General features: G+C 71.5%; 19 protein-coding genes. 11 read left to right on the plus strand and 8 right to left on the minus strand.

The window, feature by feature from the left end; all coding sequences use genetic code 11:
• Window positions 1-8 precede the first annotated feature (8 nt).
• Window positions 9-1175 (minus strand): sorbosone dehydrogenase family protein, encoded by a 1167-nt coding sequence (locus tag E4N62_RS33970; RefSeq protein WP_230220629.1) that lies wholly within the window; start codon window positions 1173-1175, stop codon window positions 9-11.
• A gap of 154 nt (window positions 1176-1329) precedes the next feature.
• Window positions 1330-2328 (minus strand): aldo/keto reductase, encoded by a 999-nt coding sequence (locus tag E4N62_RS33975; protein WP_230220631.1) that lies wholly within the window; start codon window positions 2326-2328, stop codon window positions 1330-1332.
• Between the two features lie 76 nt (window positions 2329-2404).
• Between E4N62_RS33975 and E4N62_RS33980 the strand changes: the two genes are divergently transcribed.
• The 6 genes from E4N62_RS33980 to serA all read left to right on the plus strand — a co-directional run bounded on the left by E4N62_RS33980 (window position 2405) and on the right by serA (window position 12533).
• Complete coding sequence (locus tag E4N62_RS33980; protein ID WP_230220633.1) at window positions 2405-3406, plus strand: 2-hydroxyacid dehydrogenase; 1002 nt, start codon at window positions 2405-2407, stop codon at window positions 3404-3406.
• A 392-nt stretch (window positions 3407-3798) separates the two neighbouring features.
• Window positions 3799-7188 carry a putative bifunctional diguanylate cyclase/phosphodiesterase gene (locus E4N62_RS33985; protein WP_374117121.1) on the plus strand — a complete coding sequence of 1130 codons (3390 nt, stop codon included), beginning with the start codon at window positions 3799-3801 and terminating at the stop codon, window positions 7186-7188.
• Window positions 7185-9041, plus strand: a complete 1857-nt coding sequence (locus E4N62_RS33990) for an acetolactate synthase large subunit (RefSeq protein ID WP_230220635.1) — start codon at window positions 7185-7187, stop codon at window positions 9039-9041. Before E4N62_RS33985 ends, E4N62_RS33990 begins: the two co-directional genes overlap by 4 nt.
• Window positions 9042-9066: 25 nt before the next feature.
• Window positions 9067-9594: an acetolactate synthase small subunit gene (gene ilvN, locus E4N62_RS33995; protein ID WP_184899728.1), complete on the plus strand. Its 528-nt coding sequence runs from the start codon at window positions 9067-9069 to the stop codon at window positions 9592-9594.
• Between the two features lie 118 nt (window positions 9595-9712).
• The gene (gene ilvC / locus E4N62_RS34000) at window positions 9713-10714 is read left to right on the plus strand and encodes a ketol-acid reductoisomerase (RefSeq protein ID WP_230220637.1); all 1002 of its coding nucleotides are present in this window, start codon (window positions 9713-9715) and stop codon (window positions 10712-10714) included.
• A 229-nt stretch (window positions 10715-10943) separates the two neighbouring features.
• Entirely contained in the window at window positions 10944-12533 is a 1590-nt protein-coding gene (gene serA, locus E4N62_RS34005; protein WP_230220639.1) for a phosphoglycerate dehydrogenase, read from the plus strand.
• A 91-nt stretch (window positions 12534-12624) separates the two neighbouring features.
• Here serA and E4N62_RS34010 read toward each other — a convergent pair whose 3' ends face one another.
• A complete protein-coding gene (locus E4N62_RS34010; RefSeq protein WP_230220641.1) occupies window positions 12625-14229 on the minus strand; it encodes an MFS transporter in 1605 nt (534 codons plus the stop codon).
• A 111-nt stretch (window positions 14230-14340) separates the two neighbouring features.
• Here E4N62_RS34010 and E4N62_RS34015 point away from each other — a divergent pair, with 111 nt between their 5' ends.
• Window positions 14341-14925 carry a TetR/AcrR family transcriptional regulator gene (locus E4N62_RS34015; protein WP_230220643.1) on the plus strand — a complete coding sequence of 195 codons (585 nt, stop codon included), beginning with the start codon at window positions 14341-14343 and terminating at the stop codon, window positions 14923-14925.
• Here E4N62_RS34015 and E4N62_RS34020 read toward each other — a convergent pair whose 3' ends face one another.
• The 4 genes from E4N62_RS34020 to E4N62_RS34035 all read right to left on the minus strand — a co-directional run bounded on the left by E4N62_RS34020 (window position 14926) and on the right by E4N62_RS34035 (window position 20339).
• The gene (locus tag E4N62_RS34020) at window positions 14926-15609 is read right to left on the minus strand and encodes a dipeptide/oligopeptide/nickel ABC transporter ATP-binding protein (protein WP_230220645.1); all 684 of its coding nucleotides are present in this window, start codon (window positions 15607-15609) and stop codon (window positions 14926-14928) included. It abuts the gene before it with no gap.
• On the minus strand, window positions 15606-16661 hold the full coding sequence (locus E4N62_RS34025) for an ABC transporter ATP-binding protein (RefSeq protein ID WP_230220647.1): 1056 nt from the start codon (window positions 16659-16661) through the stop codon (window positions 15606-15608). The genes E4N62_RS34020 and E4N62_RS34025 overlap by 4 nt, the downstream gene beginning before the upstream one ends.
• Before the next feature lie 19 nt (window positions 16662-16680).
• Window positions 16681-18447 carry an ABC transporter permease subunit gene (locus E4N62_RS34030; RefSeq protein ID WP_374117137.1) on the minus strand — a complete coding sequence of 589 codons (1767 nt, stop codon included), beginning with the start codon at window positions 18445-18447 and terminating at the stop codon, window positions 16681-16683.
• A gap of 401 nt (window positions 18448-18848) precedes the next feature.
• Window positions 18849-20339, minus strand: a complete 1491-nt coding sequence (locus tag E4N62_RS34035) for an ABC transporter substrate-binding protein (protein ID WP_230220649.1) — start codon at window positions 20337-20339, stop codon at window positions 18849-18851.
• A gap of 183 nt (window positions 20340-20522) precedes the next feature.
• Here E4N62_RS34035 and E4N62_RS34040 point away from each other — a divergent pair, with 183 nt between their 5' ends.
• Window positions 20523-21104, plus strand: coding sequence for a DUF4240 domain-containing protein (locus E4N62_RS34040; protein ID WP_230220651.1), 582 nt, complete (start codon window positions 20523-20525; stop codon window positions 21102-21104).
• Between the two features lie 64 nt (window positions 21105-21168).
• On the opposite strand, the gene E4N62_RS34045 is transcribed toward E4N62_RS34040, so the two are convergent.
• Window positions 21169-22371, minus strand: a complete 1203-nt coding sequence (locus tag E4N62_RS34045) for a CdaR family transcriptional regulator (RefSeq protein WP_230220653.1) — start codon at window positions 22369-22371, stop codon at window positions 21169-21171.
• A gap of 128 nt (window positions 22372-22499) precedes the next feature.
• On the opposite strand from E4N62_RS34045, the gene E4N62_RS34050 reads away from it, so the two are divergent.
• From E4N62_RS34050 to E4N62_RS48260, 3 genes are all read left to right on the plus strand, one after another.
• Window positions 22500-23426, plus strand: a complete 927-nt coding sequence (locus E4N62_RS34050) for a proline dehydrogenase family protein (RefSeq protein ID WP_230220655.1) — start codon at window positions 22500-22502, stop codon at window positions 23424-23426.
• A gap of 50 nt (window positions 23427-23476) precedes the next feature.
• Window positions 23477-25108, plus strand: a complete 1632-nt coding sequence (pruA, locus tag E4N62_RS34055; RefSeq protein ID WP_230220657.1) for an L-glutamate gamma-semialdehyde dehydrogenase — start codon at window positions 23477-23479, stop codon at window positions 25106-25108.
• A 327-nt stretch (window positions 25109-25435) separates the two neighbouring features.
• Entirely contained in the window at window positions 25436-25567 is a 132-nt protein-coding gene (locus tag E4N62_RS48260) for a hypothetical protein (RefSeq protein WP_268270109.1), read from the plus strand.
• The last annotated feature ends 55 nt before the right edge of the window (window positions 25568-25622 follow it).

The raw sequence follows: 25622 nt of genomic DNA on the forward strand, positions 1-25622 counted from the left end.
GGGGAGGCCTACGTCACCTCCAGCTCCAGGATCTTGTCGTCGCCCTCCTCCGGGGAACCACGGCCGTCCGTCTCGCTGGTCACCAGCCAGAGCTTGTCACCGCCGGCGGAGACCACGGTGCGGAGTCGGCCGTAGTCGCCCTCCAGGAAGGCCTGCGGCTCGGCGGCGGTCTCGGTGCCGTCGAGGGGGATGCGCCACAGCCGCTGGCCGCGCAGGCCCGCCATCCAGACCGAACCCTCCGCTATGGCGATCCCGCTCGGGGAGGCCTCCTCCGTGCTCCACACGGCCACCGGGTCGACATAGCCGGACTCGCCGCCCTCACCCTCCACCTCCGGCCAGCCGTAGTTCCCACCGGGGCGGATGTGGTTCAGCTCGTCCCAGGTGTTCTGGCCGAACTCCGAGGCGAACAGGCGCTGTTCGGAGTCCCATGCGAGGCCCTGGACATTGCGGTGGCCGTAGGAGTAGACGACGGAGTCGTCGAAGGGGTTGCCCGGAGCGGGCTGTCCCTCCGGGGTCATACGGAGGATCTTGCCGCCGAGGGACTTCTTGTCCTGGGCCAGGGGGCCCTCGTACCGTTCGCCCGTGCTCGCGTACAGCATCCGGTCGGGGCCGAAGGCGAGGCGGCCGCCGTTGTGGTTGGTGCCCTTGGGGATGCCGCGGAGGATGGTGTCGGGGGCGCCGAGCTGTTCGCCGGCCGGCTTCTCGGGGTTGTACAGCATCCGCACGATGCGGTTGTCGGACTCCGAGGTGAAGTACGCGTAGATCATGTGGTCGGAGGCGTACTCCGGGGAGACGGCGATGCCCATGAGGCCGCCCTCGCCCGCCGGGGCGACGCCGGGCACCTCGCCGAGCTCGGTCCGCTTGCCGGTCTTCTCGTCGATTCTGCTGATCGTGGCCTCGTCACGGGAGGAGACGAGGAGGCCGCCCTCGGGGAGGGGCGCGAGGCCCCAGGGGGTGTCGAGATCCTCGGCGACGGTGCGGACGACCTTCACCGAGCCCTTCGCCGGGGGCGCCTCGTCCGCCGCCCGGTCGGGCGGGGACGAACCGGCACTGCTGCTGCTCGGGGGTGAGCTGCCGGCCGCGTCCGGCTTCTCTCCGTCCTCGGAGGAGCAGCCGGTCGTCACCAGGAGCACGGCTGCGGCCAACGCGGCCGTCACCACTCGACGTTGCACCATCACGATCCCTTCGGCGTGGAACTTCTACTTGTCTTACACCGCGAGTGCCCCACAAGTTCCACCTCCGCCCGAACCAGCGGATCTTTCACCGATGCCGATGCCGATGCCGATGCCGATGCCGATGCCGATGCCGATGCCAGGCCCGGGGTGGGCCTCAGTCCCAGGATCCCCGCGCGGGCGGAAGGCCCGCCACCTCGGCCAGGTCCTCCGGGGTCAGGCGCAGCGCGTGGGCCGCCGCGTTCTCCGTCACCCACCGCGCCTGCTTCGTGCCCGGCACCGGGACCACATGGGGCCCGAGGGACAGGATCCAGGCCAGGGCGACCTGGGCCGGGGTCACCTCCGCCCCGTGCCGGGCCGCGACCCGGCGCAGGCCGACGACGAGGGGCTGGTTGGCCGCCATCATCTCCGCGGTGAAGCGGGGGTGGCGGGCACGGAGGTCGTCCGGCTCGAAGCCCCCGCCCGGTGTCAGGGTGCCGGTGAGGAAACCGTTCCCCAGAGGCATGGCAGCGAGAAAACCGATGCCGCGGGCCACGCACCAGGGGAGGAGGGTGTCCAGGGCCTCCCGCGACCAGACCGACAACTCCGCCTGCACCGCGCTCACCGGGAAGACCTGCTGGACCCGCTGGAGCTGGCGCAGCGTGGTGTCGTGCACGCCCGCCCCCGGCCGCCGGCCCGCCCGCGCGCCCACCGCGCAGAGGCCCAACGCCCGCACCTTCCCGGCCTGTACGAGTTCCGCCATCGCACCCCATGTCTCCTCCACGGGCACCTCGGGGTCCGCCCGATGGAGCTGGTAGAGGTCGATGACATCGGTCTGGAGCCGGCGCAGGGAGGCGTCACAGGCACGCTTCACATAGCCGGGACGGCCGTTGGCCACGATGTGCTGCTCGCCCACCAGCAGGCCCACCTTGGTGGAGACGAAGGCCTCCGCGCGGCGCTCCTTCAGTACCCGGCCCACCAGCAGCTCATTGGTGAAGGGGCCGTACATGTCGGCCGTGTCCAGCAGTGTGGTGCCGAGGTCGAGGGCCCGGTGCACCGTCCGCATCGACTCGTCGCCCCGTTGCCGTGACCCGGTGTACGCCCAGCTCATCGGCATGCACCCGAGTCCTACGGCCCCCACCTCGAGCGTCGCCGCGCCGATCGTCCTGCGCTCCACCTGGTCGTGACCCTCCCTCTCCCGAACCCCCAACCTAACCTCTGCCGTAGCGGGTACCTGACATAGCCTCCGGAGCATGACTGCTGACGCGACTGCCCACCCGGTCCCGGACGTGACCGCCGACGTGTGGCTCTCCATCCCGCCGGACGAGATCGAAGGGCTCCCGCAGGGCCCCAACTACCTCTTCTGGGACGGGGGCGAGGACGGCACACAGCCCTACCCGGGCGACCCCGCCGACTGCGTCCTCTACGTGGTCCCCTACATGAAGCGCCGGGGAGTGGCGGGCAACCCGCTGGCGTCCATGCGGAGCCTGCGGGTCGTCCAGACGCTCACCGCGGGGGTCGACGACATCACCGCCCGGCTGTCGGTGGTCGCTCCCGGTGTCCAGCTGTGCAACGCCCGCGGAGTGCACGAGGCCAGCACGGCCGAACTCGCGCTCACCCTGACCCTCGCCTCGCTGCGCGGCGTCCCCGACTTCGTCAGGGCCCAGCAACAGGAGCGCTGGACGGGCGACTTCCGCCCCGCGCTCGCCGACAGGACCGTGCTGATCGTCGGTTACGGCGCGATCGGCGCCGCCATCGAGGAACGGCTCGTACCCTTCGAGGTGGCGCGGGTGGCGCGCGTCGCGCGCTCTGAGCGCACCACGGCGCGCGGACCGGTGCATTCGTTCACCGAACTGCCCTCCCTGCTGCCGCAGGCGGATGTCGTGATCCTGTCCACGCCTCTCACGGAACAGACGAAAGGCCTGGTCAACGCCGATTTCCTGGCCCATATGAAGAACGGGGCCCTCTTGGTGAATGTTGCCCGCGGAGGCGTCGTCGACACCAAGGCACTGCTGGCGGAACTGGACAACGGCAGGATCACCGCGGCGCTCGACGTCACCGACCCCGAGCCGCTGCCGCCCGGGCACCCGCTCTGGCGCGCGCCCGGGGTGCTCATCAGCCCGCACGTCGGCGGCCCCACGTCGGCCTTCCTGCCGCGTGCCAAAAGGCTGTTGGTGGACCAGTTGGGGCGTTTCGTGAACCGGGAGCCACTGCGCAACGTGGTCCTTACGACAGGCGAGACGGACGACGCGTAATCCACTTCGGGCACCCTCCGCATTCCTTCGGAAGCGGAACGTGCTCGTTTTGCCGCAGATGCTCACTGAGCGTAGAGGGACTATGTCCCTGAGTGACGAGACTGGTGTATCGTCCCCGACAGGGGCTGCGCCGCGCATCGTTCGGCGCCGGGGACGGACTTGAGACAGCGAGGGGGGCGACGGGCGATGCACGGCCTATGGACGAACGATCCGACGCGGCGGAGCCGCCGACGGCGGCCCTGGCGAGCTGCGACGCGGAGGCACCCGCACGGGAGCCACGGCGGTCGCGGCGGTCACGGTCAGTACCGCAGGCACAGCAGCCGCAGAAAGCACACGCACCCGACGCAGCGCGACCGGCGGGACACGGGAGTGGTGCTCACCGGGGAGACCCCGTGAGCACCCGCCCGACCACCGCCTCCACGCTGGACCGCACGCTCCGGGCCGCCAGGCCGCTGTCCGGGGCGCAGTCGACCGGCGGGCGGTCGCCCCGCCGTGGCGGCGCGAGCCTGCGGGCCCAGCTCGTCCTCGCCCTGCTCTGCGCGGCCTACGCCGTCGGTGCCGCGTTCGGCTGGGGCAATGAGAAAGTCGCCCTCTTCATGGGCGACTTCGGGCTCAGCGCCGCCGCGGGGGCCGCGGCCGTCTCCTGCTTCCGCTACGCGCGCAGCCGCCGCAGCCGCTTTCGACCCGCCTGGCTGCTGTTCGCCCTCTCCTCCGCGATGGCGGCCCTGGGCAACGGCGTCTGGGGGTGGTACGAGGTCGTCCTGGAGCGGCCCGTGCCCGAGCCGAGCTACGCGGACCTGTTCTTCCTCTGCTTCGCGCCACCCGCCATCGTCGGCCTGCTGGTGCTGGCCAAGAGGCCGGTGACCAAGGCCGGCTGGGTCTGCCTCGTCCTGGACTCCTGGCTCATCGGCGGTTCCCTGGTCACCCTCTCCTGGAGCCTCGCGCTCGCCCAGAACGCGCAGCTGGAGGACTCCAACACCGCGCACACCGCGCTCTCGCTGGCCTACCCGCTGCTCGACATCGCCCTGGTCAGCATGGTGCTCGCCCTGCACTTCCGCCGGTCCTCGATGCACCGCTCCGCGGTCAACACGGCGATCGGCGCCCTCGCGCTCACCGTGATGTGCGACGCCCTGTTCACCTCGCCCCTGGTGCACACCAGCTACCAGTCCGGTCAGCTCCTCGACGCCGGCTGGTTCGCGGGCTCCCTGCTCCTCGCCTACGCCCCTTGGACCGGCCAGCGCGGTGGACAGACGGACGAGGGCGGGCACGGGCGCGTGGTGCACGAGCACATCCCCGGCCAGCGGCCCGACGTGCGCGCGGCACACCGCCACGAGGCGCAGCCGGGCCACCGGCACGACGGCGCTCAGGGAGGGCACGTCCATGTGCTCCTCCAGGGAGGAGGTCACAGTCGCTATCCGGCCAACCGCCCCATCGCCGGATCCCTGGCCGCGCTCACTCCGTACCTGGCCGCCGCCGTCTGCACCCTGGGCATCCTCTACAACGTCCTCAACGGCCGCAGCGTCGACCGCGTGGTGCTCATCACCGCCTGCACCGTCGTGCTCGCCCTCGTCGTCCGCCAGGGCATCATGCTTCTGGACAACATCACCCTCACCCAGGAACTGGCCCAGAAGGAGAACCACTTCCGCTCCCTGGTCCAGGGCTCCAGCGACGTCATCATGATCGCCGCGCCGAACGGCATCCTGCGCTACGTCAGCCCGGCCGCCGCCGGGGTCTACGGACGCCCCGCGGAGGATCTCGTCGGCAAGGAGCTGGCCTCGATCATCCACCCCGAGGACCTCGGCTGCGTGGTCCACGAGGTGCGCCGCTTCCTCGCCGCCGACCCCGCAGAGGAGCCCACCACCCGTATCGAGTGCCGGTTCAAGGCCGGCGGCGGGGGCACCTCCCGGTCGAGCGAGGCCGGGAGCGGGGGAGGCTGGCTGAACGTGGAGTCCACGGTCAACCGCCACCACGGCGGCCTCATCTTCAACAGCCGGGACGTGACCGAAAGAGTGCGCCTGCAGGCCCAGCTGCAGCACAACGCCGAGCACGACCCGCTCACCGACCTGCCCAACCGCGCCCTGTTCACCAAGCGTGTCCAGCAGGCCCTCTCCGGCCGCCGCTCCTCCGACCGGGGCGTAGCCCTGCGCAACACCGCGGTCCTCTTCATCGACCTCGACGGGTTCAAGGCCGTCAACGACACCATCGGGCACCAGGCCGGGGACGAACTGCTCGTCCAGGCCGCCCGCAGACTCCAGGACGCCGTCCGGCAGGGGGACACCGCCTCCCGCCTCGGCGGGGACGAGTTCGCGGCCCTGATCGTCGGTGACGGGTCCCGCGACCGCGCCGCCCGGGAACAGCACATCCTGGAGCTCGCCGACCGGCTCAGGGTCGCCCTCTCGCAGCCGTACACCATCGACGGCAACGACGTCCGGGTGGCCGCCTCCATCGGGGTCTCCTTCGCCGAGCCCGGCCTCGGCGCGGGCGAGCTGCTGCGCAACGCCGACCTCGCCATGTACCGGGCCAAGGCGTCCGGCAAGGGCCGCGTCGAGTTGTACAAGCCGCAGATGCAGCAGGACGTCGTTCGCAAGGCCGAGCTGGCCACCCGGCTGCGGGCCGCGCTGCACGACGGCGAGTTCATGCTGCTGAACCAGCCCGTCGTGGAGCTGGAGACCGGCCGGATCTCGTCGGTCGCCACGGCGGCCCGATGGCGCTCGTCCCAGGGTGTGCTGTTCACGCCCGCCGAGTTCCTGCGGGTCTCCGAGGGCAGCGACAAGACCGCCGAACTGGGCCGCTGGATGCTGGAACAGGCCGTCGAGCAGGCCGCCGACCGCCTCACCAACGGCCTCAACGTCCCGGTGTCCGTCCGGATGAGCGCCCGGCGCCTGCTGGACCGCTCGCTGCCCCCGGGCTCGGTGGAGGCGCTCCTGACCCGCCACGGACTGCCCTCCGGCTCCCTGGTGGTCGAGCTCTCCGACACCGAGCTCAAGGGCCCGCTCGACGAACTGGAGCGCCGCCTGCACCATCTGCGGCGGCTCGGGATCCGGGTCGCCCTGGACGGCCTCGGCAGCGGCCACGCGGCCATCACGGCACTGCGCCGGCTCCCGGTCGACGTATTGAAGCTGGACCGAAGCCTCGTCGAGGGCATCGTGGAGTCCACCCGACTGCACAAGATCACCCGGGGGCTGTTGCGTATCGCCGACGACCTGGGGCTCCAGTCCGTCGCCGACGGCGTCGACCTGCCCGAGCAGGTGGTGGTCCTGCGCGCCATGGGTTGCACCCACGGCCAGGGCGCGGCCTTCTCCGGACCGCTGGACGAGTACCGGCTCCGCCGGGCCCTCTCCCTCGGGCACTACCCGGTGCCCGGAGGGCCCGCCGAACCGGCGTTCGCGGGTGGCGCGAGAGAGCCCGAGGGACGTGTCGGGGGTGAGCGGGCATGGCGGGGCGCGGGGTGTACACAAGTGGTGTACCCGCTGTCTACGGAGGCGGAAGTGCCCTTCGCTCACATAATGAGACTCCCGTCCCACCCGCTTGACACGTGGTGCGCGCGAGGGAGAGGGTCAGTGCCATGCGCACCCGAATCCTCGTACTTGGAAAGCGCGTCGGCTGAAGCTGGGACCCACCGGACGGCGATCCGGAATCCCCAGCGACCGTACCCGACGCGCTCCCCTCGCTTGCCTCGTGGCAAGGAGGGGTTTTTTGTTGCACGGGCACCAGTCGGCGTGAGCCGCACACCGCACGAACCTCGCAAAACACCCTCAGCATCGAGAAGAGAATGCCGATGACCGAGCAGGCCACCGGGGCCCACCATCCGCAGCCGCGGCCCCGATCCGGAGGACCGACCACCCCCGTCGAGCACGTCACGGGTGCGCAGTCCCTCATCCGCTCGCTTGAGGAGGTCGGGGCCGACACCGTATTCGGCATCCCCGGGGGCACCATCCTGCCGGCGTACGACCCGATGATGGACTCCAAGCGGGTGCGGCACGTGCTGGTCCGCCACGAGCAGGGCGCCGGCCACGCGGCCACCGGTTACGCGCAGGCCACCGGCAAGGTCGGGGTGTGCATGGCGACGTCCGGGCCGGGCGCCACCAACCTGGTCACCCCGATCGCGGACGCGCACATGGACTCCGTCCCGCTGGTCGCGATCACCGGACAGGTCGTGTCGAAGGCGATCGGTACGGACGCCTTCCAGGAGGCGGACATCGTCGGCATCACCATGCCGATCACCAAGCACAGCTTCCTCGTCACCAAGGCGGAGGACATCCCCAAGGCCATCGCGCAGGCGTTCCACATCGCCTCCACCGGCCGTCCCGGCCCGGTCCTGGTCGACATCCCCAAGGACATCCTCCAGGCGAAGACCACCTTCAGCTGGCCGCCCGCCATGGACCTGCCCGGCTACCGGCCCGTCACCAAGCCGCACGCCAAGCAGATCCGCGAGGCCGCCAAGCTGATCACCGCCGCCAAGCGGCCCGTGCTGTACGTCGGCGGCGGTGTCCTCAAGGCGCGGGCCACGGCCGAGCTGAAGGTGCTGGCCGAACTGACCGGCGCCCCCGTCACCACCACGCTGATGGCGCTCGGCGCGTTCCCCGACAGCCACCCGCAGCACCTGGGCATGCCCGGTATGCACGGCTCGGTGGCCGCGGTCACCGGCCTGCAGAAAGCCGACCTGATCGTCGCGCTCGGCGCCCGCTTCGACGACCGGGTCACCGGCAAGCTGGACAGCTTCGCGCCGTTCGCCAAGATCGTCCACGCGGACATCGACCCGGCGGAGATCGGCAAGAACCGTGCGGCCGACGTGCCGATCGTGGGTGACGCCCGCGAGGTCATCGCCGACCTCATCCAGGCGGTGCAGAAGGAGCACAGCGAGGGCGGACAGGGCGGACAGGGCGACTACAGCGCTTGGTGGAAGGACCTCAACCGCTGGCGCGAGACCTACCCGCTCGGCTACGACCAGCCCGCCGACGGTTCGCTCTCCCCGCAGGCGGTCATCGAGCGCATCGGTCAGCTCGCGCCCGAGGGCACGATCTTCACGGCGGGCGTCGGCCAGCACCAGATGTGGGCCGCCCACTTCATCCAGTACGAGAAGCCCGCCACCTGGCTGAACTCCGGCGGCGCCGGAACGATGGGGTACGCGGTGCCGGCCGCCATGGGTGCCAAGGCCGGCGCCCCGGACCGGACCGTCTGGGCGGTCGACGGCGACGGCTGCTTCCAGATGACCAACCAGGAACTGACCACCTGCGCCCTGAACAACATCCCGATCAAGGTCGCCATCATCAACAACGGCGCCCTCGGCATGGTGCGCCAGTGGCAGACGCTGTTCTACAACCAGCGCTACTCCAACACCGTGCTGCACAGCGGTCCGGACGACATCAACCCCAACGCCCGCGGCACCCGCGTCCCCGACTTCGTCAAGCTGTCGGAGGCCATGGGCTGTTACGCCATCCGCTGCGAGTCCCCGGACGACCTCGACAAGGTCATCGAGGAGGCGAACTCGATCAACGACCGCCCGGTCGTCGTCGACTTCGTCGTGCACGAGGACGCGATGGTGTGGCCGATGGTCGCCGCCGGCACCTCCAACGACACGATCATGGCCGCCCGGGACGTCCGCCCCGACTTCGGCGACAACGAAGACGACTGAGAGCCGTAGGTAAAGGAACCCGACCATGTCCAAGCACACGCTCTCCGTCCTGGTGGAGAACACCCCCGGCATCCTGGCCCGGATCGCCGCCCTGTTCTCCCGCCGCGGCTTCAACATCGACTCGCTCGCGGTCGGTGTCACCGAGCACCCCGAGATCTCCCGCATCACCATCGTGGTGACGGTGGTCGAGGAACTGCCCCTGGAGCAGGTGACGAAGCAGCTCAACAAGCTCGTCAACGTCCTGAAGATCGTCGAACTGGAACCGGGCTCCGCCGTTCAGCGGGAACTCGTTCTGGTGAAGGTGCGCGCCGACAACGAGACGCGCTCCCAGATCGTCGAGATCGTCCAGCTGTTCCGCGCCAAGACCGTCGACGTCTCCCCGGAGGCCGTCACCATCGAGGCCACCGGGTCCAGCGACAAGCTGACCGCCATGCTCAAGATGCTGGAGCCGTTCGGCATCAAGGAGCTGGTCCAGTCCGGCACGATCGCCATCGGCCGCGGTGCCCGTTCGATCACGGACCGCTCGCTGCGCGCCCTGGACCGATCGGCCTGACGCACGAGACGGGCGGCCGACGACGCGCGGCCGCCCGTATGCCGAGACCCGCAGACCTTCATTCCGCCCGCCGTCATACGGTGGGACGCAACACCTGCACTCAAGGAGAGAACCCAAAGTGGCCGAGCTGTTCTACGACGCTGACGCCGACCTGTCCATCATCCAGGGCCGCAAGGTCGCGGTCATCGGCTACGGCAGCCAGGGCCACGCCCACGCGCTGTCCCTGCGCGACTCGGGCGCGGACGTCCGCGTCGGTCTGCACGAGGGCTCCAAGTCCAAGGCGAAGGCCGAGGAGCAGGGCCTGCGCGTGGTGACCCCGTCGGAGGCCGCCGCCGAGGCCGACGTCATCATGATCCTCGTCCCGGACCCGATCCAGGCCCAGGTCTACGAGGACCACATCAAGGACAACCTCAAGGACGGCGACGCGCTGTTCTTCGGCCACGGCCTGAACATCCGCTTCGGCTTCATCAAGCCCCCGGCCGGCGTCGACGTCTGCATGGTCGCCCCCAAGGGCCCGGGCCACCTGGTCCGCCGCCAGTACGAGGAGGGCCGCGGCGTTCCGTGTATCGCCGCCGTCGAGCAGGACGCCACGGGCAACGCGTTCGCGCTGGCGCTCTCGTACGCCAAGGGCATCGGCGGCACCCGCGCCGGCGTCATCAAGACCACCTTCACCGAGGAGACGGAGACCGACCTCTTCGGTGAGCAGGCGGTTCTCTGCGGTGGTACGGCCGCGCTGGTGAAGGCGGGCTTCGAGACGCTGACCGAGGCCGGCTACCAGCCGGAGATCGCGTACTTCGAGTGCCTGCACGAGCTGAAGCTGATCGTCGACCTCATGTACGAGGGCGGCCTGGAGAAGATGCGCTGGTCGATCTCCGAGACCGCCGAGTGGGGCGACTACGTCACCGGCCCGCGGATCATCACGGACGCCACCAAGGCCGAGATGAAGAAGGTCCTCGCCGAGATCCAGGACGGCACCTTCGCGCGGCAGTGGATGGACGAGTACCACGGCGGTCTGAAGAAGTACAACGAGTACAAGACCCAGGACTCCGAGCACCTGCTGGAGACCACCGGCAAGGAGCTGCGCAAGCTCATGTCGTGGGTCAACGACGAAGAGGCCTGATCCTGTGAGGCCGGCCGTGGCGGGGTTCACCCGGTGCCATGGCCGGCCTTGATTCACGTCCGGGTGATCCTTCCGCGGTGGCGTGAGGCGATGCTCCCGACGCCACTACACTGCAGCACTACATACGCGTCGGGCCCACAGCGTCGTGCGTCTTCCACGCGGACACCACCCTCCACCGCCTGCGGCCGTCGGGACGGCCGTCCGCAGCATTGGACTTGTGAGGACTCACGTGAGCTCGAAACCAGTCGTACTGATCGCTGAAGAGCTGTCGCCCGCCACCGTCGACGCGCTGGGCCCGGACTTCGAGATCCGGAACGTCAACGGAGCGGACCGAGCCGAACTGCTTCCGGCCATCGCCGACGTCGACGCGATCCTGATCCGCTCGGCCACCAAGGTCGACGCCGAGGCGATCGCCGCCGCGAAGAAGCTGAAGGTCGTCGCGCGCGCCGGCGTCGGCCTGGACAACGTGGACGTCTCCGCCGCCACCAAGGCCGGCGTGATGGTCGTCAACGCCCCCACCTCGAACATCGTGACCGCCGCCGAGCTGGCCTGCGGTCTGCTCCTCGCCACCGCCCGCCACATCCCGCAGGCGAACACGGCGCTGAAGAACGGCGAGTGGAAGCGCAGCAAGTACACCGGCGTGGAGCTGGCCGAGAAGACCCTCGGCGTCGTCGGCCTCGGCCGCATCGGTGCCCTGGTGGCCCAGCGCATGTCCGCCTTCGGCATGAAGGTCGTCGCCTACGACCCCTACGTGCAGCCCGCGCGGGCCGCGCAGATGGGCGTGAAGGTTCTTTCGCTGGACGATCTCCTTGAGGTCTCCGACTTCATCACCGTCCACCTGCCGAAGACCCCCGAGACGGTCGGCCTGATCGGTGCCGAGGCGCTGCAGAAGGTGAAGCCCTCGGTGCGCATCGTCAACGCCGCGCGCGGCGGGATCGTCGACGAGGCCGCGCTGTACTCGGCGCTCAAGGAGGGCCGGGTCGCGGGCGCGGGCCTCGACGTGTACGCCAAGGAGCCCTGCACCGACTCGCCGCTGTTCGAGCTGGACGAGGTCGTCTGCACCCCCCACCTCGGCGCCTCCACCGACGAGGCCCAGGAGAAGGCGGGCATCGCCGTGGCGCGCTCGGTGCGCCTCGCCCTCGCCGGTGAGCTGGTCCCGGACGCGGTGAACGTCCAGGGCGGTGTCATCGCCGAGGACGTCAAGCCGGGTCTGCCGCTCGCCGAGCGGCTCGGCCGGATCTTCACCGCGCTCGCCGGTGAGGTCGCGGTCCGCCTCGACGTCGAGGTGTACGGCGAGATCACCCAGCACGACGTGAAGGTGCTGGAGCTGTCCGCGCTCAAGGGCGTCTTCGAGGACGTCGTCGACGAGACGGTGTCGTACGTCAACGCCCCGCTGTTCGCGCAGGAGCGTGGCGTCGAGGTGCGGCTGACCACCAGCTCCGAGTCGCCCGACCACCGCAATGTCGTCACCGTGCGCGGCACGCTCGGCAGCGGCGAGGAGGTGTCGGTCTCGGGCACGCTGGCCGGGCCGAAGCACCACCAGAAGATCGTCGCGGTCGGTGAGTACGACGTGGACCTCGCCCTCGCCGACCACATGGTCGTCCTCAGCTACGTGGACCGTCCCGGTGTCGTCGGCACCGTGGGGCGCGTCTTCGGTGAGGCCGGTATCAACATCGCCGGGATGCAGGTCGCGCGGTCCACGGCCGGTGGGGAGGCGCTGGCGGTGCTGACCGTGGACGACACGGTTCCGCCGGCGGTGCTCGCCGAGGTGGCCGAGGAGATCGGGGCGACGTCGGCGCGGTCGGTGAACCTGGTCTGAGTCTCGCAAAGGTGTGAGGCCGGGGCCCGGCCACCTTCGGGTGGCCGGGCCCCGGTCGTTCTCACCTCGGGACGGGCGGGGCCGGTCGTTCTCAGTTCCGGGCGGCCGAGGGCGCGTCCACGCCGGTCGTGCGGGCGCGCGTGGCCGGAGCGGGGCCTTTCCCGCCCGGGCCGGTGGGTGCCTCGTGGTCTCTCGCCCGCACGCCGCGCAGAGCCGCCGCCGCGAGGACCGCGGCGGTCACCAGGACGACGGCCCCCGCGACCGCCGCTCCCTGCATACCGGCGGTGAACGCGGCGCGGGCCGCGGCCGCCAGCGACTCGCCCGCGGCGCCGGGCAGTTGCTCGGCTACGGCGAGCGCGCCCCCGAGCGTCTCGCGGGCCGGGGCGGGCGCCGACGCCGGGATCTCGTGGTGGTAGACGGCCGTGCCGATGGAGCCGAGAGCGGCCATGCCGAGTGCGCCGCCGAACTCCTGCCCGGTCTCCAGGAGCGACGAGGCGGAGCCCGCGCGTTCGACGGGGGCGGTGCCGAGGGCCAGGTCCGTCATCTGCGACATCACCGTCACGATGCCGGCGGCCAGCACCCCGGCCCCGGCCAGGACCAGCCACAGGGAGTCCGGTCCGGCGGCGGCCAGGAGGCCGTAGCCGCTCGCGGCGGTGGTGAAGCCGGCGGCCACCACGTACGCCCGGTCCACGCCCCGCCGCACGAGACGCGTGGCGACGGGCGCGGCCACACCGACGAGAACCGAGGGCAGCAGCCCCCACAACGCCGCCTCCAGCGCGCTCTTGCCGAGCACCGACTGGAGGTACTGCGTGGTGAAGTACGCCGAGCCCATCATGCCGAAGGCCGCGAGCAGGTTGAGGGCGACCGCCGGGGTGAAGCCGCGACCACGGAACAGGGCAGGGGAGATCATCGGGGACGGCACCGTGCGCTGGCGGTGGACGAAGAGGGCCGCGAAGAGCAGGCCGACGGTCAGGACGACCACGTTCCGGACGTTCCAGCCCTCCGAGGGGATCTCCTTGAGGCCGTAGACGACCGGCAGGACGGCCGCCAGTGACAGCGGGACACCGAGCAGGTCGAATCGGCCGGGCGCGGGGTCCTTCGACTCGGGCAGGAGCACCGGGCCGAGCAGCAGGAGCAGTGCCATCGCGGGCAGATTCACCAGGAACACCGAGCCCCACCAGAAGAACTCGACCATGACACCGCTCAGCACCGATCCGAGCGCGACGCCCCCGGTCATCACCCCGGACCAGATGGCGATCGCGGTCGCCCGCTGGCCGGGGTCGGTGAACATCGTGCGGGTCAGCGCCATCGTCGAGGGCATCAGGGTGGCGCCGCCGATGCCGAGGACGGCACGGGCCGCGATCAGTGTCTCGGCGCTGTTCGCGTACGCGGCCACCAGTGAGGCCGCACCGAACGCGGCGGCGCCGATCAGCAGCATTCGGCGGCGCCCGATGCGGTCGCCCAGCGAGCCCATCGTCATCAGCAGTCCGGCCAGCACGAACGCGTAGATGTCGAAGATCCACAGCTGCTGGGTGCCGCTCGGCTCCAGATCGGTGCTGATCGCGGGGATCGCGAAGTACAGGACCGACACGTCCATCGAGACCAGCAGCAGCGGCAGCATCAGGACGCCGAGGGCGGTCCATTCGCGGCGGCCTGCGCGCCGGGCGGGAGCCGGGATCACGGGGTTCGTCGTCATGGAGGGGACTGTACGAGTGTTTTATACGCTCGTCTAGTACGCCTGTTTAAAACGTTCGTATGGGACGTTCGTGTGGGACGGTCGTATGAATACCCGGCTAGGCTGGGGCGCATGGGACATCGTGAGGATCTGCTGGAAGGCGCCAAGCGCTGCCTGCTGGCGAAGGGTTTCGTACGGACGACGGCACGTGACATCGTCAAGGAGTCGGGGACGAACCTGGCGTCGATCGGCTACCACTACGGCTCGAAGGACGCGTTGCTGGCGCAGGCGTACGTGTCCCTGGTCGGCGATGTCTCCGTGGCCTTCGACCAGGGGGAGCGCGCGCCGAGCGGCACCGAACCGGGCTCGATCGAGCGGTTCCGGGAGGTGTGGGCGAACGTCATCGACACCATGCGGGAGCCGGGCTCGATGTGGCGGCTCAGCATGGAGATCATCGCCATGGGCGACCAGCTGCCCGAGGTCCGCGACCACCTGGCGCTGGCGCAGCGGGAGGCCGGGCGCGGTCTGATCCCGATGCTCATGGGCGGCCGGGAGGAGGACGTCCCGGAGAAGGACGTGGACACCCTCGGGAAGTTCCTGGTGACCCTGATGACGGGTCTGATCGCCCAGTGGACCTTCGACCCGCCGAGTGCCCCCGAGGCCGACGAACTCGCCGAGGGCCTCCTCCGGGTCATCGCGGCGACGCGCGGGGAGTGACTACGCCGGCACCAGCCGGCCCGCGCGCATCTCCACCGAACGGTCCGCGAAATGGCGTACGACCGCGCGGTCGTGGCAGATGAAGAGGTACCCGAGGTTCAGCTCGTCCTGGAGGTCGGCCAGCAGGTTGAGGACACCGGCCCGGATGGAGGGGTCCAGTGCGGACACCGGCTCGTCGAGGACCAGCAGACGCGGCTCGGACGCCAACGCCCGTGCGATGCCCACTCGTTGGCACTGACCGCCGGACAACTCGTGCGGGAAGCGGTCGCCGAGGGCCGGGTTCAGACCCACCCGGTCCAGGAGCGCGGCGACCCGGGCGGGGCCCGTGGCGTCCCAGCGGCCCTGGACGCGCAGGGGTTCCGCCACCGCTTCCCGGACGCGGTGGCGCGGGCTGAGCGAGCCGTACGGGTCCTGGAAGACCGGCTGCATACGGGGCCGGAGCGGCCGCAGCTCGCGCTCGGTGAGCGACGTCAACTCCCTCCCCTCGAAGTGGACTTCGCCTCCGTCCGGGCGGCGCAGGAGGAGCACGGCGCCGACCGTGGAGGACTTTCCGCAGCCGGAGGGGCCGTTCAGGGCCAGGGTCTCGCCCGCCTTCACCGCGAAGGACACCCGGTCGACGGCGGTGACCGGTCCGTAGCGGACGACCAGGTCGCGCACGTCGAGCAGGGGGGTGGTCGGGTTCACGCGGGCTCCAGGAACAACTCGGTCGCGGGGTGCGGGACTTCGTCCCAACGGTGGCAGGAGACCTCATGGCCGGCCGCGGCCGGCCACGGCTGCGGTTCCTCACCCCGACAGCGGTCCTCGGCGAGGGGGCAGCGCGGCGCGAAGGCGCAGCCCGGGGAGAGCGTCGGGGGCGGGCGGGGAGCCGGGGACGGAGGGCAGCCGACGGTGACGCCGACCGGCGGGCGCGCGCCCTCGCCCTCACCGTCGCGGTCGGCTTCGTCCGGCGGCAGCGAGGCGAGCAGGCCCGCCGTGTACGGCGCCAGGGGGCGGTCCCACACGGCCGCCGCCGGGCCCTGTTCGACCTGACGCCCGGCGTACATGACCAGCATGCGGTCGGCGTGCTCCCGGACCGCGCCGAGGTCATGGGTGACCAGCACGAGCGCGGCGCCGACCGCCTCCCGCTGCGCGGCGAGGACCCGCAGCACCTGTTCCTGGAGTTCCGCGTCGAGCGCGGTCGTGGGCTCGTCCGCGACGACGACGTCCGGTTCGTTGATCGTCGCCATGGCGATCACGGCCCGCTGGCGCATACCGCCGGAGTACTCGTGCGGATACGCCCGCGCCCTGCGCGCGGCGTCGGGGATGCCCACCCCGTCGAGCGCGGCGACCGCCCGGGCGCGGGCCTCTTTGCGGGAGACGCGCGCCACCGACCTTACGGCCACGGCGAGTTGGTCGCCCACGGGGTGCACGGGGGAGAGCGCCGACAACGCGTCCTGGGGGATCAGGGCGATACGCCGGCCCCGCTGGGCGGCGAGATCCGCGTCCCCGCGCAGCCGCACGGTTCCGCTGCTCGTCGCACCCACCGGCAGCATCCCGAGCAGCGCCCGGGCCGTGAGGGACTTGCCGGCGCCCGACTCGCCGACCAGGGCGAGCACCTCGCGCGGCCGGACGTCGAAGGACAGCCCGCGTACGACCTCGACTCCGCCGAACGCGATCCGCAGATCACGGACCGAGAGCAGGGCGTCGGTCTCCGGCGGCACGGGAGACGCCGCCGGCACGTCGGATGCCGTCGGCATGGAGGAGTTCGGCGTCACTTCAGACCTTGGCTGAGACTTCAATGGAACCCTTCACCTTTCCCCTGTGCGCACGAGCGGGTCTGCGCGTTTGGCGGCGCCCCGTCCGCGACTGCGCGTACGCCGCCCCGGACACCGCGATACCGGCGAGCAGGGCGAGGGCGACCGCCGGTGCCAGGGCTGCCCACGGCGCGCGTTCCACGTACGCGCGGGACTCGTCCAGGAGCAGGCCCCACTCCGGGGTGGGCGGTTGCGCTCCGAGACCCAGGAAGCCCAGGGACGCGAGGGCCAGGGCGATGCCCGGCAGGCGCAGGACGGCGTGCCGGGCCACGGGCGCGGCGACCGACGGGAGGACGTGCCGGGTGAGGATCCACCACGGGCTCGCGCCGATGGCCCGTTGGGCGGTCAGGAACGCGGACGCGCGGACCTCCTGCACCAGGGCCGCCGCGTGGGCGGACAGGGCGGGCCAGGAGATCAGGGCCACGGCGAGGGCCGCGCCGCCCGTGCCGGGACCGGCCACCGCGGCGACCAGGATGCCGACGATCACCGGGGGCAGCGCGTTGGCGATGTCCGCCGCGCCCGCCGCCACCCGGGGGAGGAAGCCGAGCGCCAGGGAGACGAGGAGGCTCAGCGCGCAGACCGCCGTCGCCGTGCCGACGGTGGCGGCCGCGCCGTGGCCGAGTCGGGCCAGGACGTCGCGGCCGAGCCCGTCCGTCCCGAGCGGGTGCGCCCACGACGGGGGGAGGAGGCGGGCGGTGGTGTCCACGGTGTACGGGTCGCGCAGCAGACCCCAGCCGATGGTGACCAGGAGGACGGCCGCCAGGGTCAGCGGTACCGCGGGGTGGACACGGACCGGCCGGGCCGGCGGCAGGGTGAGGCCCGCGTCGCGCAGGGCGGGGCCGAGCAGGCGGCGCCGGGCGAGGGCGGCCAGGGCGCCCGCGACCAGGCCCAGGGCGAGGAGGGCGAGAACCGCGCCCTGGAGGAGGGGGAGGTCCTGGGACTTGGCCGCGCCCAGGGCGGTACGGCCGATGCCGGGCACCGCGAACACCATCTCCACGGCGACCGCGCCGCCGGTGAGGCCGACGGCGACCATGCCGAACTGCGGTACCAGGGGCGGCAGTACGCGGCGCAGCGCGGCCGCCGCGACACGGGCCCGGCTCACGCCCGCGCCCCGCCACAGCTCCACCCAGCGTTCGTCGAGCACGGCCGGCAGCGCGTCCGCGACCAGACGGCCGAGCAGACCGCCGGCCGGGACACCGAGGGCGATCGCGGGCAGCACCAGGTACTGCGGGCCCGCCCAGCCGGACGTCGGCAGCCAGCCCAGCCAGACCCCGCAGATCAGCAGTGCCACCGTGGCCAGCAGGAACTCGGGGACGGCGGCGAGCATCGCGGCGAACGCGCCGGCCGATCCCCGGCCCCGTACGAGCACCGGGGCGACCAGCGCGCAGGCCAGCAGGAGTGCGACGGCGAAGGCGGTGCCCATCAGGGCGAGGGAGACCTGGAGGCCGGAGACGACCGAGGGCAGCACGTCCGTGCCGGACACCCAGGACGTGCCGAGGTCGCCGCGCAGCAGCCCGGAGGCCCAGTTCCCCAACAGGGAGAGGGGGCCCGCACCGAGGCCCAGGTCCTCGCGGATCGCGGCCAGAGCCTCGGGCGTCGCCTCCTGCTCGGCCGACCGTGCACGCAGCACGGTCAGCGCGGGGTCACGCCCCGACAGCCACGGCAACAGCCCGACGACGGCCAGCACCCCGACGAGACAGCCGAGACGGGTGAGCCCGGCGGGACCGATGACGGGTCCGACGAGGCGTTGCAGCCGCCCAGGCCCGGACTCCCGGCTGCGTCGGCCCCGTCGCACCGTTTCGACCGGCCTCGCCGTAGGCAGGTCCACGTGCGGCGTTTCGGCGGACTCCACCGGAGAAGGGGCCGCGTGCGCCGTCCCGTCGGACGCCGCCGGTGAGCCGACAGCTCCCGCCGCCGAACGGTCCTCACCCGCTGTTCCGGCCGGCTCACCCGCGGTCCGGCCGTCCCGGGCGGCCTCGCCCAGGTCCGCCACGGCGCGGTTCTCCTGCCTCCCGACCGTCACCTTCTCGACGCCCACGCTCCCCGGGCCCACGCTCCCCGCGCCCGCGCCCGCGTTCCCCGCGACGCGAGCGCCGCGCGTCGCCTCCGTCGGTTCCCCTGCGGACGTGCTCACTTGACGTAGGTGTCCGCCGTGACCAGCTCCCGCTCGCGCGGGTCGTGGGCCGCGTCCACGACTCCGGCCGCGTCGCCCTGGATGACGCGCTCGTGGAGCATCGGCACGGCCGCGTCGGTGCCGAGGACGGCGGCCTCGGCCTCGATGACCGCCTTGCGGCGGGCGTCACCGGCGGCCGTGTCGGAGGCCCGGTCGAGGGCCGCGTCGACGGTCTTGTCCGCAAGCTGGGAGATGTTGAAGGAGCCGTCGGAGGCGAAGTCGCTGTAGAGGTACGCGGCCGGGTCGCCGGAGTCGAGGACGGTGGCCCGGGAGAGGATGAAGGCGTCGAACTCGCCCGCGAGTGCGTCGGACTCGATGTTGGCGTACTCGCGCACGTCGAGCTTCACCTTGAACCCGGCCTTCTGCAGCTGCTGTTGCAGCGTGGCGGCGACCTCGGGCAGCTCGGCGCGGTCGGTGAAGGTGCCGATGGTGATCGACTTTCCGGACGGGGCACCGGCCTTGGCGCGCTCGACCGTCGAGCGCAGGTCGGCGGCCCAGGGCAGCGCGGGCCCCAGCAGCCCCTTCGCCACGTCGGCCCGCCCCTCGTACACGCCCTTCACGATCGACTCGGCGTCGACGGCCTCGCGGGCGGCGGCGCGCAGCGAGGCGTCCTTGAACACGCCCTTCTCGGTGTTCAGGTAGAGGGTGTTGGTGCGGGGCATCGGGACCTCGGTGATCAGGTCCTGGTCGAGCACGGCGGCCTGCGACACCGGGACCGCCTCGACGATGTCGGCCTCGCCGGTGCGCAGGGAGGCGGCGCGGGCGGTGCCGTCCGGCACGAACTTCACGTCGATGCCGGGGGCCTTGGCCTTGTCGCCCCAGTAGTCGTCGTAGCGGTCGAGGGCGGCGGAGGCGGTGCCGTTGACCTCGGTCAGCTCGAAGGGGCCGGTGCCGGCGCCGAGCGGGTTCACCGTCTTCCCCTTGTACGCCTTCGCCGCGAGGATCGACAGCTGCGGCGAGCTGAGGCGCTGCGGGACCAAGGGGTCCTCCACCGCCGTGGTGACGGTGACGGTGTCGCCGTCGGCCTTCGCCGTCAGGTCCACGCCGTCGAGGATGCGGGGCTTGGGGGAGGCGGTGGCCGCCTCGGTGAGGGAGTTGACGACGGCCGCACCGGTGAGCTTCGTACCGTCGTGGAACGTCACACCCTGCCGGATCGTGAACGTCCACTTCTTGCCCGAGCGCTTCCAGTCGGTGGCGAGCGCGGGCTGCGCGTCCCCTTCGGCGTTCAGCTTCACCAGGGTCTCGGCGGTCGACCAGCGCGACAGCTTGAACGCGTCGTCGGAGAGCGGCGACAGGCCCGAGCGGGGCGGCAGCATCATCGCGATACGTATCCGCTTGCCCTCGCTCCCGGCGTCCTCTGGGCCCGTTGCCGAGAAACAGCCCGTGAGCAGGGCCGAGGTCGCGGTGGTGACCGCGGTGAGCGGGACGAAACGGGCCGGGACGCGCACGGGACACTCCGAGTAAGGGCGTGGTCAAAGATTCAACGGGCCTGACCGTAACACGATGACAATCATTTTCAGAAGAGTGGTTTGCGCCACCGGTAAGCCGCCACGTGCCCCGCCTTCCGGCCCGGTCCTTGCCCGGAACCGCAGGTCGGCCGCGTTGTCAGTGCCCCCTGTCATGGTGGGGACGTGGACGACGAGACCTTCTGGGACGTGATCGAGGACTGCCGACGGGCGACACCGGACCCCGACGAGCGGTTGGAGTGGCTGTGCGAGCGGTTGAGGGCCCGGTCGGGGAACGAACTCCTGCGGTTCCAGGAGGGCTTGGACCGCGTGTTGGCCCCCACGCTCACCTGGGACCTGTGGGGCGCGGCCGACCGGATCATGGGCTGGTGCTCCGACGACACCTTCTTCTACTTCCGGCTCTGGCTGGTCGGCCTGGGCAGGGACGCGTTCGACCGGGCCGTCCGTGACCCCGACTCCCTGGCCGACGTGCCCGGGGTGCGGCGGCTCGCGGGCCGGCCGCCGCAGGACTGGGAGGACGAGGAGGTGCTGGAGTGGGAGGAGTTGGACTATGTCGCCGTGCGGGCCTGGGAACACGTCACGGGTCGCACGGAGGATGACTTCTACGACGCGCTGGAGAACCTCGTCGGCGGCGACGCCGACCTCACGGACCCGGCCGGCGAACGCTGGGACGCCCGCGACGACGAGCAGTCGCACCGCCGTCTGCCGCGTCTCAGCGTGCTGTTCCCGCTCATACAGGTGAGTTGACGTTCCCGGAAGACCTCACCGCCGCGCCCCCTCACCGCGGCGCCCCTTCACGGCCGTGTGCCCCTTACAACCGCGCCCCCTTCAGCGCCATGTGCAGCAGCAGCCGGTCCTCGCCGTCGGCCAGCCGCAGGCCCGTGAGCTGCTCGACGCGGGAGAGCCGGTAGTAGAGGGTCTGCCGGTGGATGCCCAACTCGGCCGCCGTGCGCCCGGCTTGACCCGCGTGGTCGAGGAAGACCTCGGCGGTGCGGGCCAGCTCACGGTGGGCGGGGCCGAGGAGGGCGCGGACGGACGGATCCTGGGGGAGGCCGGGAGGCAGCGCGGTCAGCATCCGGTACGGGCCGATGGAACGCCACTCGGCGATCGGGCCCAGCCGTGGCTCGGCCAGCGCCGCCCGGGCGGCCGCTGAGGCCTCCCGCCAGTCGGTGCCCAGTTCGGCGAGGCCCGCGCGGGCCCCCGAGACGCCCGCCGCCGCGTGCGCGCCCGCGCGTTCCAGCAGCCGGGCGGCGGCGGTGAGCGCCGGGGCCGGAGTGTCCGCCGAGCGGAGCCGTACCAGCAGGGCCAGGCCCTGGCCCGCCGCGCCCCACGGCACCGTGCACAGCGCGGTCGCCCCCGGCACCGTACGGAAGGACGGCGCGTCGTCCGGGTCGGTGTACGGCCAGGGGGCCACGCACACCAGCGTGTGGACGCCGTCGCCGCGGGGGCCGAGGGCCGCGCGCAGCTCCGCCACGGCCATGTCGCGCTCCCAGTCGCGCTCGGCGGTCAGGACCGCGCGCAGCTCCCGGGTGAGATCGGCGCCGGCCTGCGCCTCGTCCGCGAGGAGGGCGCCGATGCGCGAGGTCACCGCCATGGCGGCGGACAGCTGGGCGGCGGTCGGCCCCGGGTCGCCGTCCAGCAGCCAGACGTAACCGAGGACGACTCCTCGATGGCGTACGGGGAGGCAGACCCGCCCCCGGAGCACCCCCGCCTCCGGTGTCGGAGGGATCCGGACCGGGCCCGTCGCCCGGGTGATGCCGAAGCCCTCGAACCACTCCCGTACCGCCGTCGTCGAGCGGCGGGTCAGGATCGAGCGGGTGCGGACCGGGTCCAGGGCCGACGGATCGAGTTCGCCCTCGCTGTCGTACGCGCCGAAGGCGATCAGCTCGAAGTCGCGGTTCTCCAGCGTCGCCGGGGCGCCGAGCAGCGCGGAGATCTCGTCGACGAGGTCCTGGTAGTCCCCCACGGGATGGGGGCTTGAGCTTTCCGGCGTCACCCGGGCATTGTCGCGCATCCCGGAGGGCCCTTCATACATCTGTCTGAGATCTGCGGCACGGATACGTGACAGCTGTCGATGGTCGGCGAACGGGGGGATCCTTAGGTTTCACGGTGGTTCTATCTGCTGGTTTGTGGAGGTGCCCCGTGCTGGGTCCCGTGATTCTCGCCGCGTCGCGCAGCGACCGGATGCGACGCCTGATCTCGGCTGCGCCCGTGACCAAGCAGGTCGTCGACCGCTTCATCCCGGGTGAACGCGTCGACGACATCGTCCCCGTCGTCCGGGAGCTCACCGGCCGGGGTCTCGACGTGACGATGGACGTCGTCGGCGAGGACATCACCCGTCCGGAGCAGGCGGCCGCCGCGCGCGACGCCTATCTGGAGCTGATCGACCGGCTGAAGGGGCTGGAGCTCGGCGAGCGCGCAGAGATGTCCGTGAAGCTCTCCCTCTTCGGTCAGGCCCTCGAAGGCGGCCACGAGCTGGCCCTCGCCAACGTCCGCCCGGTCGTCGAGGCCGCCGCCGCGATCGGCACGACGGTCACGCTCGACGCGGAGGACCACACCACCCTCGACTCGATGTTCGCCATCCACGACGAGCTGCGGCGGGACTTCCCGGGGACCGGCTGCGTCATCCAGGCGTACCTCTTCCGCACCGAGGCCGACGCCCGCCGCCTGGCGGAGAACGGCAGCCGGGTGCGGCTGGTGAAGGGCGCCTACAAGGAGCCCGCCGACGTGGCCTTCCAGCAGAAGGCCGAGATCGACAAGGCGTACGTCCGCGTCCTGAAGATCCTCATGGCCGGGGAGGGGTACCCGATGATCGGGTCCCACGACCCGCGCCTGATCTCCATCGCGCAGGAACTCGCCCACCGCGCCGGACGCAAGCTCGACGAGTACGAGTTCCAGATGCTGTACGGCATCCGCGGCGACGAGCACCTGCGGCTCGCCGCCGAGGGACACCGGATGCGGGTCTACACCGCGTACGGCACGGACTGGTACGGCTACTTCATGCGCCGCCTCGCGGAGAAGCCCGCCAACCTGCGGTTCTTCCTCCGCGCCATGGTCAGCAAGGGCTGAGCCCCACACAACGGCTCACACACACCGCTCAGTAAGGAGCTACGGAACCCATGGACGCTGTGACCCAGGTCCCCACCCCCGTCAACGAGCCGGTGCACGGCTACGCCCCCGGCTCGCCCGAGCGCGCCCGGCTGGAGGTCAAGCTGAAGGAACTGGCCGAGAACCCGATCGACCTGCCGATGACCATCGGCGGCGAGCGGCGGATGGGCGGCGGCGACCGCTTCGACGTGGTGCAGCCGCACAACCACAAGGCCCGTCTCGGTACCTACGCCAACGCCACCGCCCAGGACGCCCAGGACGCCGTCGACGCGGCCCTCGCGGCCGCGCCTGCCTGGCGTGCGATGTCCTTCGACGACCGCGCCGCGATCATCCTGCGCGCCGCCGACCTCCTCGCGGGCCCGTGGCGCGAGACGCTCGCCGCCTCCACCATGCTCGGCCAGTCGAAGACCGCCCAGCAGGCCGAGATCGACTGTCCCTGCGAACTGGTCGACTTCTGGCGCTTCAACGTCAAGTACGCCCGCGACCTGCTCGCGGAGCAGCCCCCGGCCAACTCCCCGGGCGTGTGGAACCGCCTCGACCACCGCCCGCTGGAGGGCTTCGTCTACGCGATCACCCCGTTCAACTTCACGGCCATCGCGGGCAACCTGCCGACCGCCCCGGCGTTGATGGGCAACGTGGTGGTCTGGAAGCCGTCCCCGACGCAGACGCACGCCGCCGTCCTGCTCATGCGGCTGCTGGAGGAGGCGGGCCTGCCCAAGGGCGTCATCAACCTCGTCACCGGCGACGGCATCGCGGTCTCCGAGGTCGCCCTCGAACACCCCGACCTCGCCGGCATCCACTTCACCGGCTCGACGAAGACCTTCCAGTACCTGTGGAAGACGGTCGGCGCCAACATCGAGAAGTACCGCTCGTACCCGCGGCTCGTCGGCGAGACCGGCGGCAAGGACTTCGTGGTCGCGCACCCGAGCGCCGACCGCGCCGTGCTCAAGACCGCCCTCACCCGCGGCGCCTTCGAGTACCAGGGCCAGAAGTGCAGCGCGACCTCCCGGGCGTACATCCCGGCGTCGATCTGGAACTCCGGCTTCAAGGAGGAGTTCGCCGCCGAGGTCGAGTACCTGACCATGGGCGACGTCACCGACCTGTCCAACTTCATCGGCGCCGTCATCGACGAACGCTCCTTCGCCAAGAACAAGGCCGCCATCGACCGCGCCAAGTCCGACCCGACCTGCACGATCGTGGCCGGCGGCTCCTACGACGACTCGGTCGGCTACTTCGTCCGCCCGACCGTCGTCGAGTGCACCGACCCGACGAACGAGGTCTTCACCACCGAGTACTTCGGCCCGTTCCTCGCCGTGCACGTCTACGAGGACGACCGGTACGAGGAGATGCTGACCCAGATGGAGTCGGTGTCGGCGTACGCCCTGACGGGTTCCGTCATCTCGGGCGACCGCGCGGCCACCGCGTACACGATGGACAAGCTCCGCTACGCGGCCGGCAACTTCTACATCAACGACAAGTCCACCGGCGCCGTCGTCGGCCAGCAGCCCTTCGGCGGCGGCCGGGCCTCCGGCACCAACGACAAGGCCGGCGCCCCCCAGAACCTGATGCGCTGGACCCTGACCCGCGCCATCAAGGAGACCCTGGTCCCGCCGACCGACTACTCGTACCCGCACATGGGCTGACACCGGCCCCCCACAGCGCGCCCGGTCCTTCCGCGACGGAGGGGCCGGGCGCGCTGTCGTATGCGAAGGAGTCGAGAAAGTGCAGGTCAGGGCGGTGTGACCCAATCCACCGTCTCAGATAGTAGGAAGTCCGACTAATTGTGGAGACAGGCGCGCCGCACTCACCTAGCTTTGTAGGAGCCGAACGTCTCGCTCGATCCAGCGAATGGCGGTCGTGAGCCGGAGCCCGAGGCAGGCAACCCCTGCGGCCCCGCTCCCCGCCCCATCCGGCGTCTCGTAAACCTCCCGTTTCCGTACTCCGGATTGCCTCGAAGGAGTCGATTCCCCATGGCCGAGACGACCGTCCGCCGCCGAGTCCGTCACGTTTCCCGGACCACCGAGTCCGACCGCGAGAATGCCGCGGCCGCCCTCCAGCGCGCCCTCGACCGCCGGGACAACGGCGGCTCGACCGGGCACTGAGCCCACCCACCCGCCGGGAGCCGCCCGTGTCGGGGTGCGGTGCGGCCGCGGGACG

Source organism: Streptomyces sp. MNU76 (genome assembly GCF_020982545.1).
GTDB lineage: Bacteria > Actinomycetota > Actinomycetes > Streptomycetales > Streptomycetaceae > Streptomyces.

Excerpts from the sequence above, each read along its gene's own strand:
- E4N62_RS33970 (WP_230220629.1), bottom strand. The coding sequence starts at position 1,175 with ATGGTGCAACGTCGAGTGGTGACGGCCGCGTTGGCCGCAGCCGTGCTC.
- E4N62_RS33980 (WP_230220633.1), top strand. The coding sequence starts at position 2,405 with ATGACTGCTGACGCGACTGCCCACCCGGTCCCGGACGTGACCGCCGAC.
- E4N62_RS33990 (WP_230220635.1), top strand. The coding sequence starts at position 7,185 with ATGACCGAGCAGGCCACCGGGGCCCACCATCCGCAGCCGCGGCCCCGA.
- ilvN (WP_184899728.1), top strand. The coding sequence starts at position 9,067 with ATGTCCAAGCACACGCTCTCCGTCCTGGTGGAGAACACCCCCGGCATC.
- E4N62_RS34010 (WP_230220641.1), bottom strand. The coding sequence starts at position 14,229 with ATGACGACGAACCCCGTGATCCCGGCTCCCGCCCGGCGCGCAGGCCGC.
- E4N62_RS34015 (WP_230220643.1), top strand. The coding sequence starts at position 14,341 with ATGGGACATCGTGAGGATCTGCTGGAAGGCGCCAAGCGCTGCCTGCTG.
- E4N62_RS34025 (WP_230220647.1), bottom strand. The coding sequence starts at position 16,661 with ATGCCGACGGCATCCGACGTGCCGGCGGCGTCTCCCGTGCCGCCGGAG.
- E4N62_RS34045 (WP_230220653.1), bottom strand. The coding sequence starts at position 22,371 with ATGCGCGACAATGCCCGGGTGACGCCGGAAAGCTCAAGCCCCCATCCC.
- pruA (WP_230220657.1), top strand. The coding sequence starts at position 23,477 with ATGGACGCTGTGACCCAGGTCCCCACCCCCGTCAACGAGCCGGTGCAC.
- E4N62_RS48260 (WP_268270109.1), top strand. The coding sequence starts at position 25,436 with ATGGCCGAGACGACCGTCCGCCGCCGAGTCCGTCACGTTTCCCGGACC.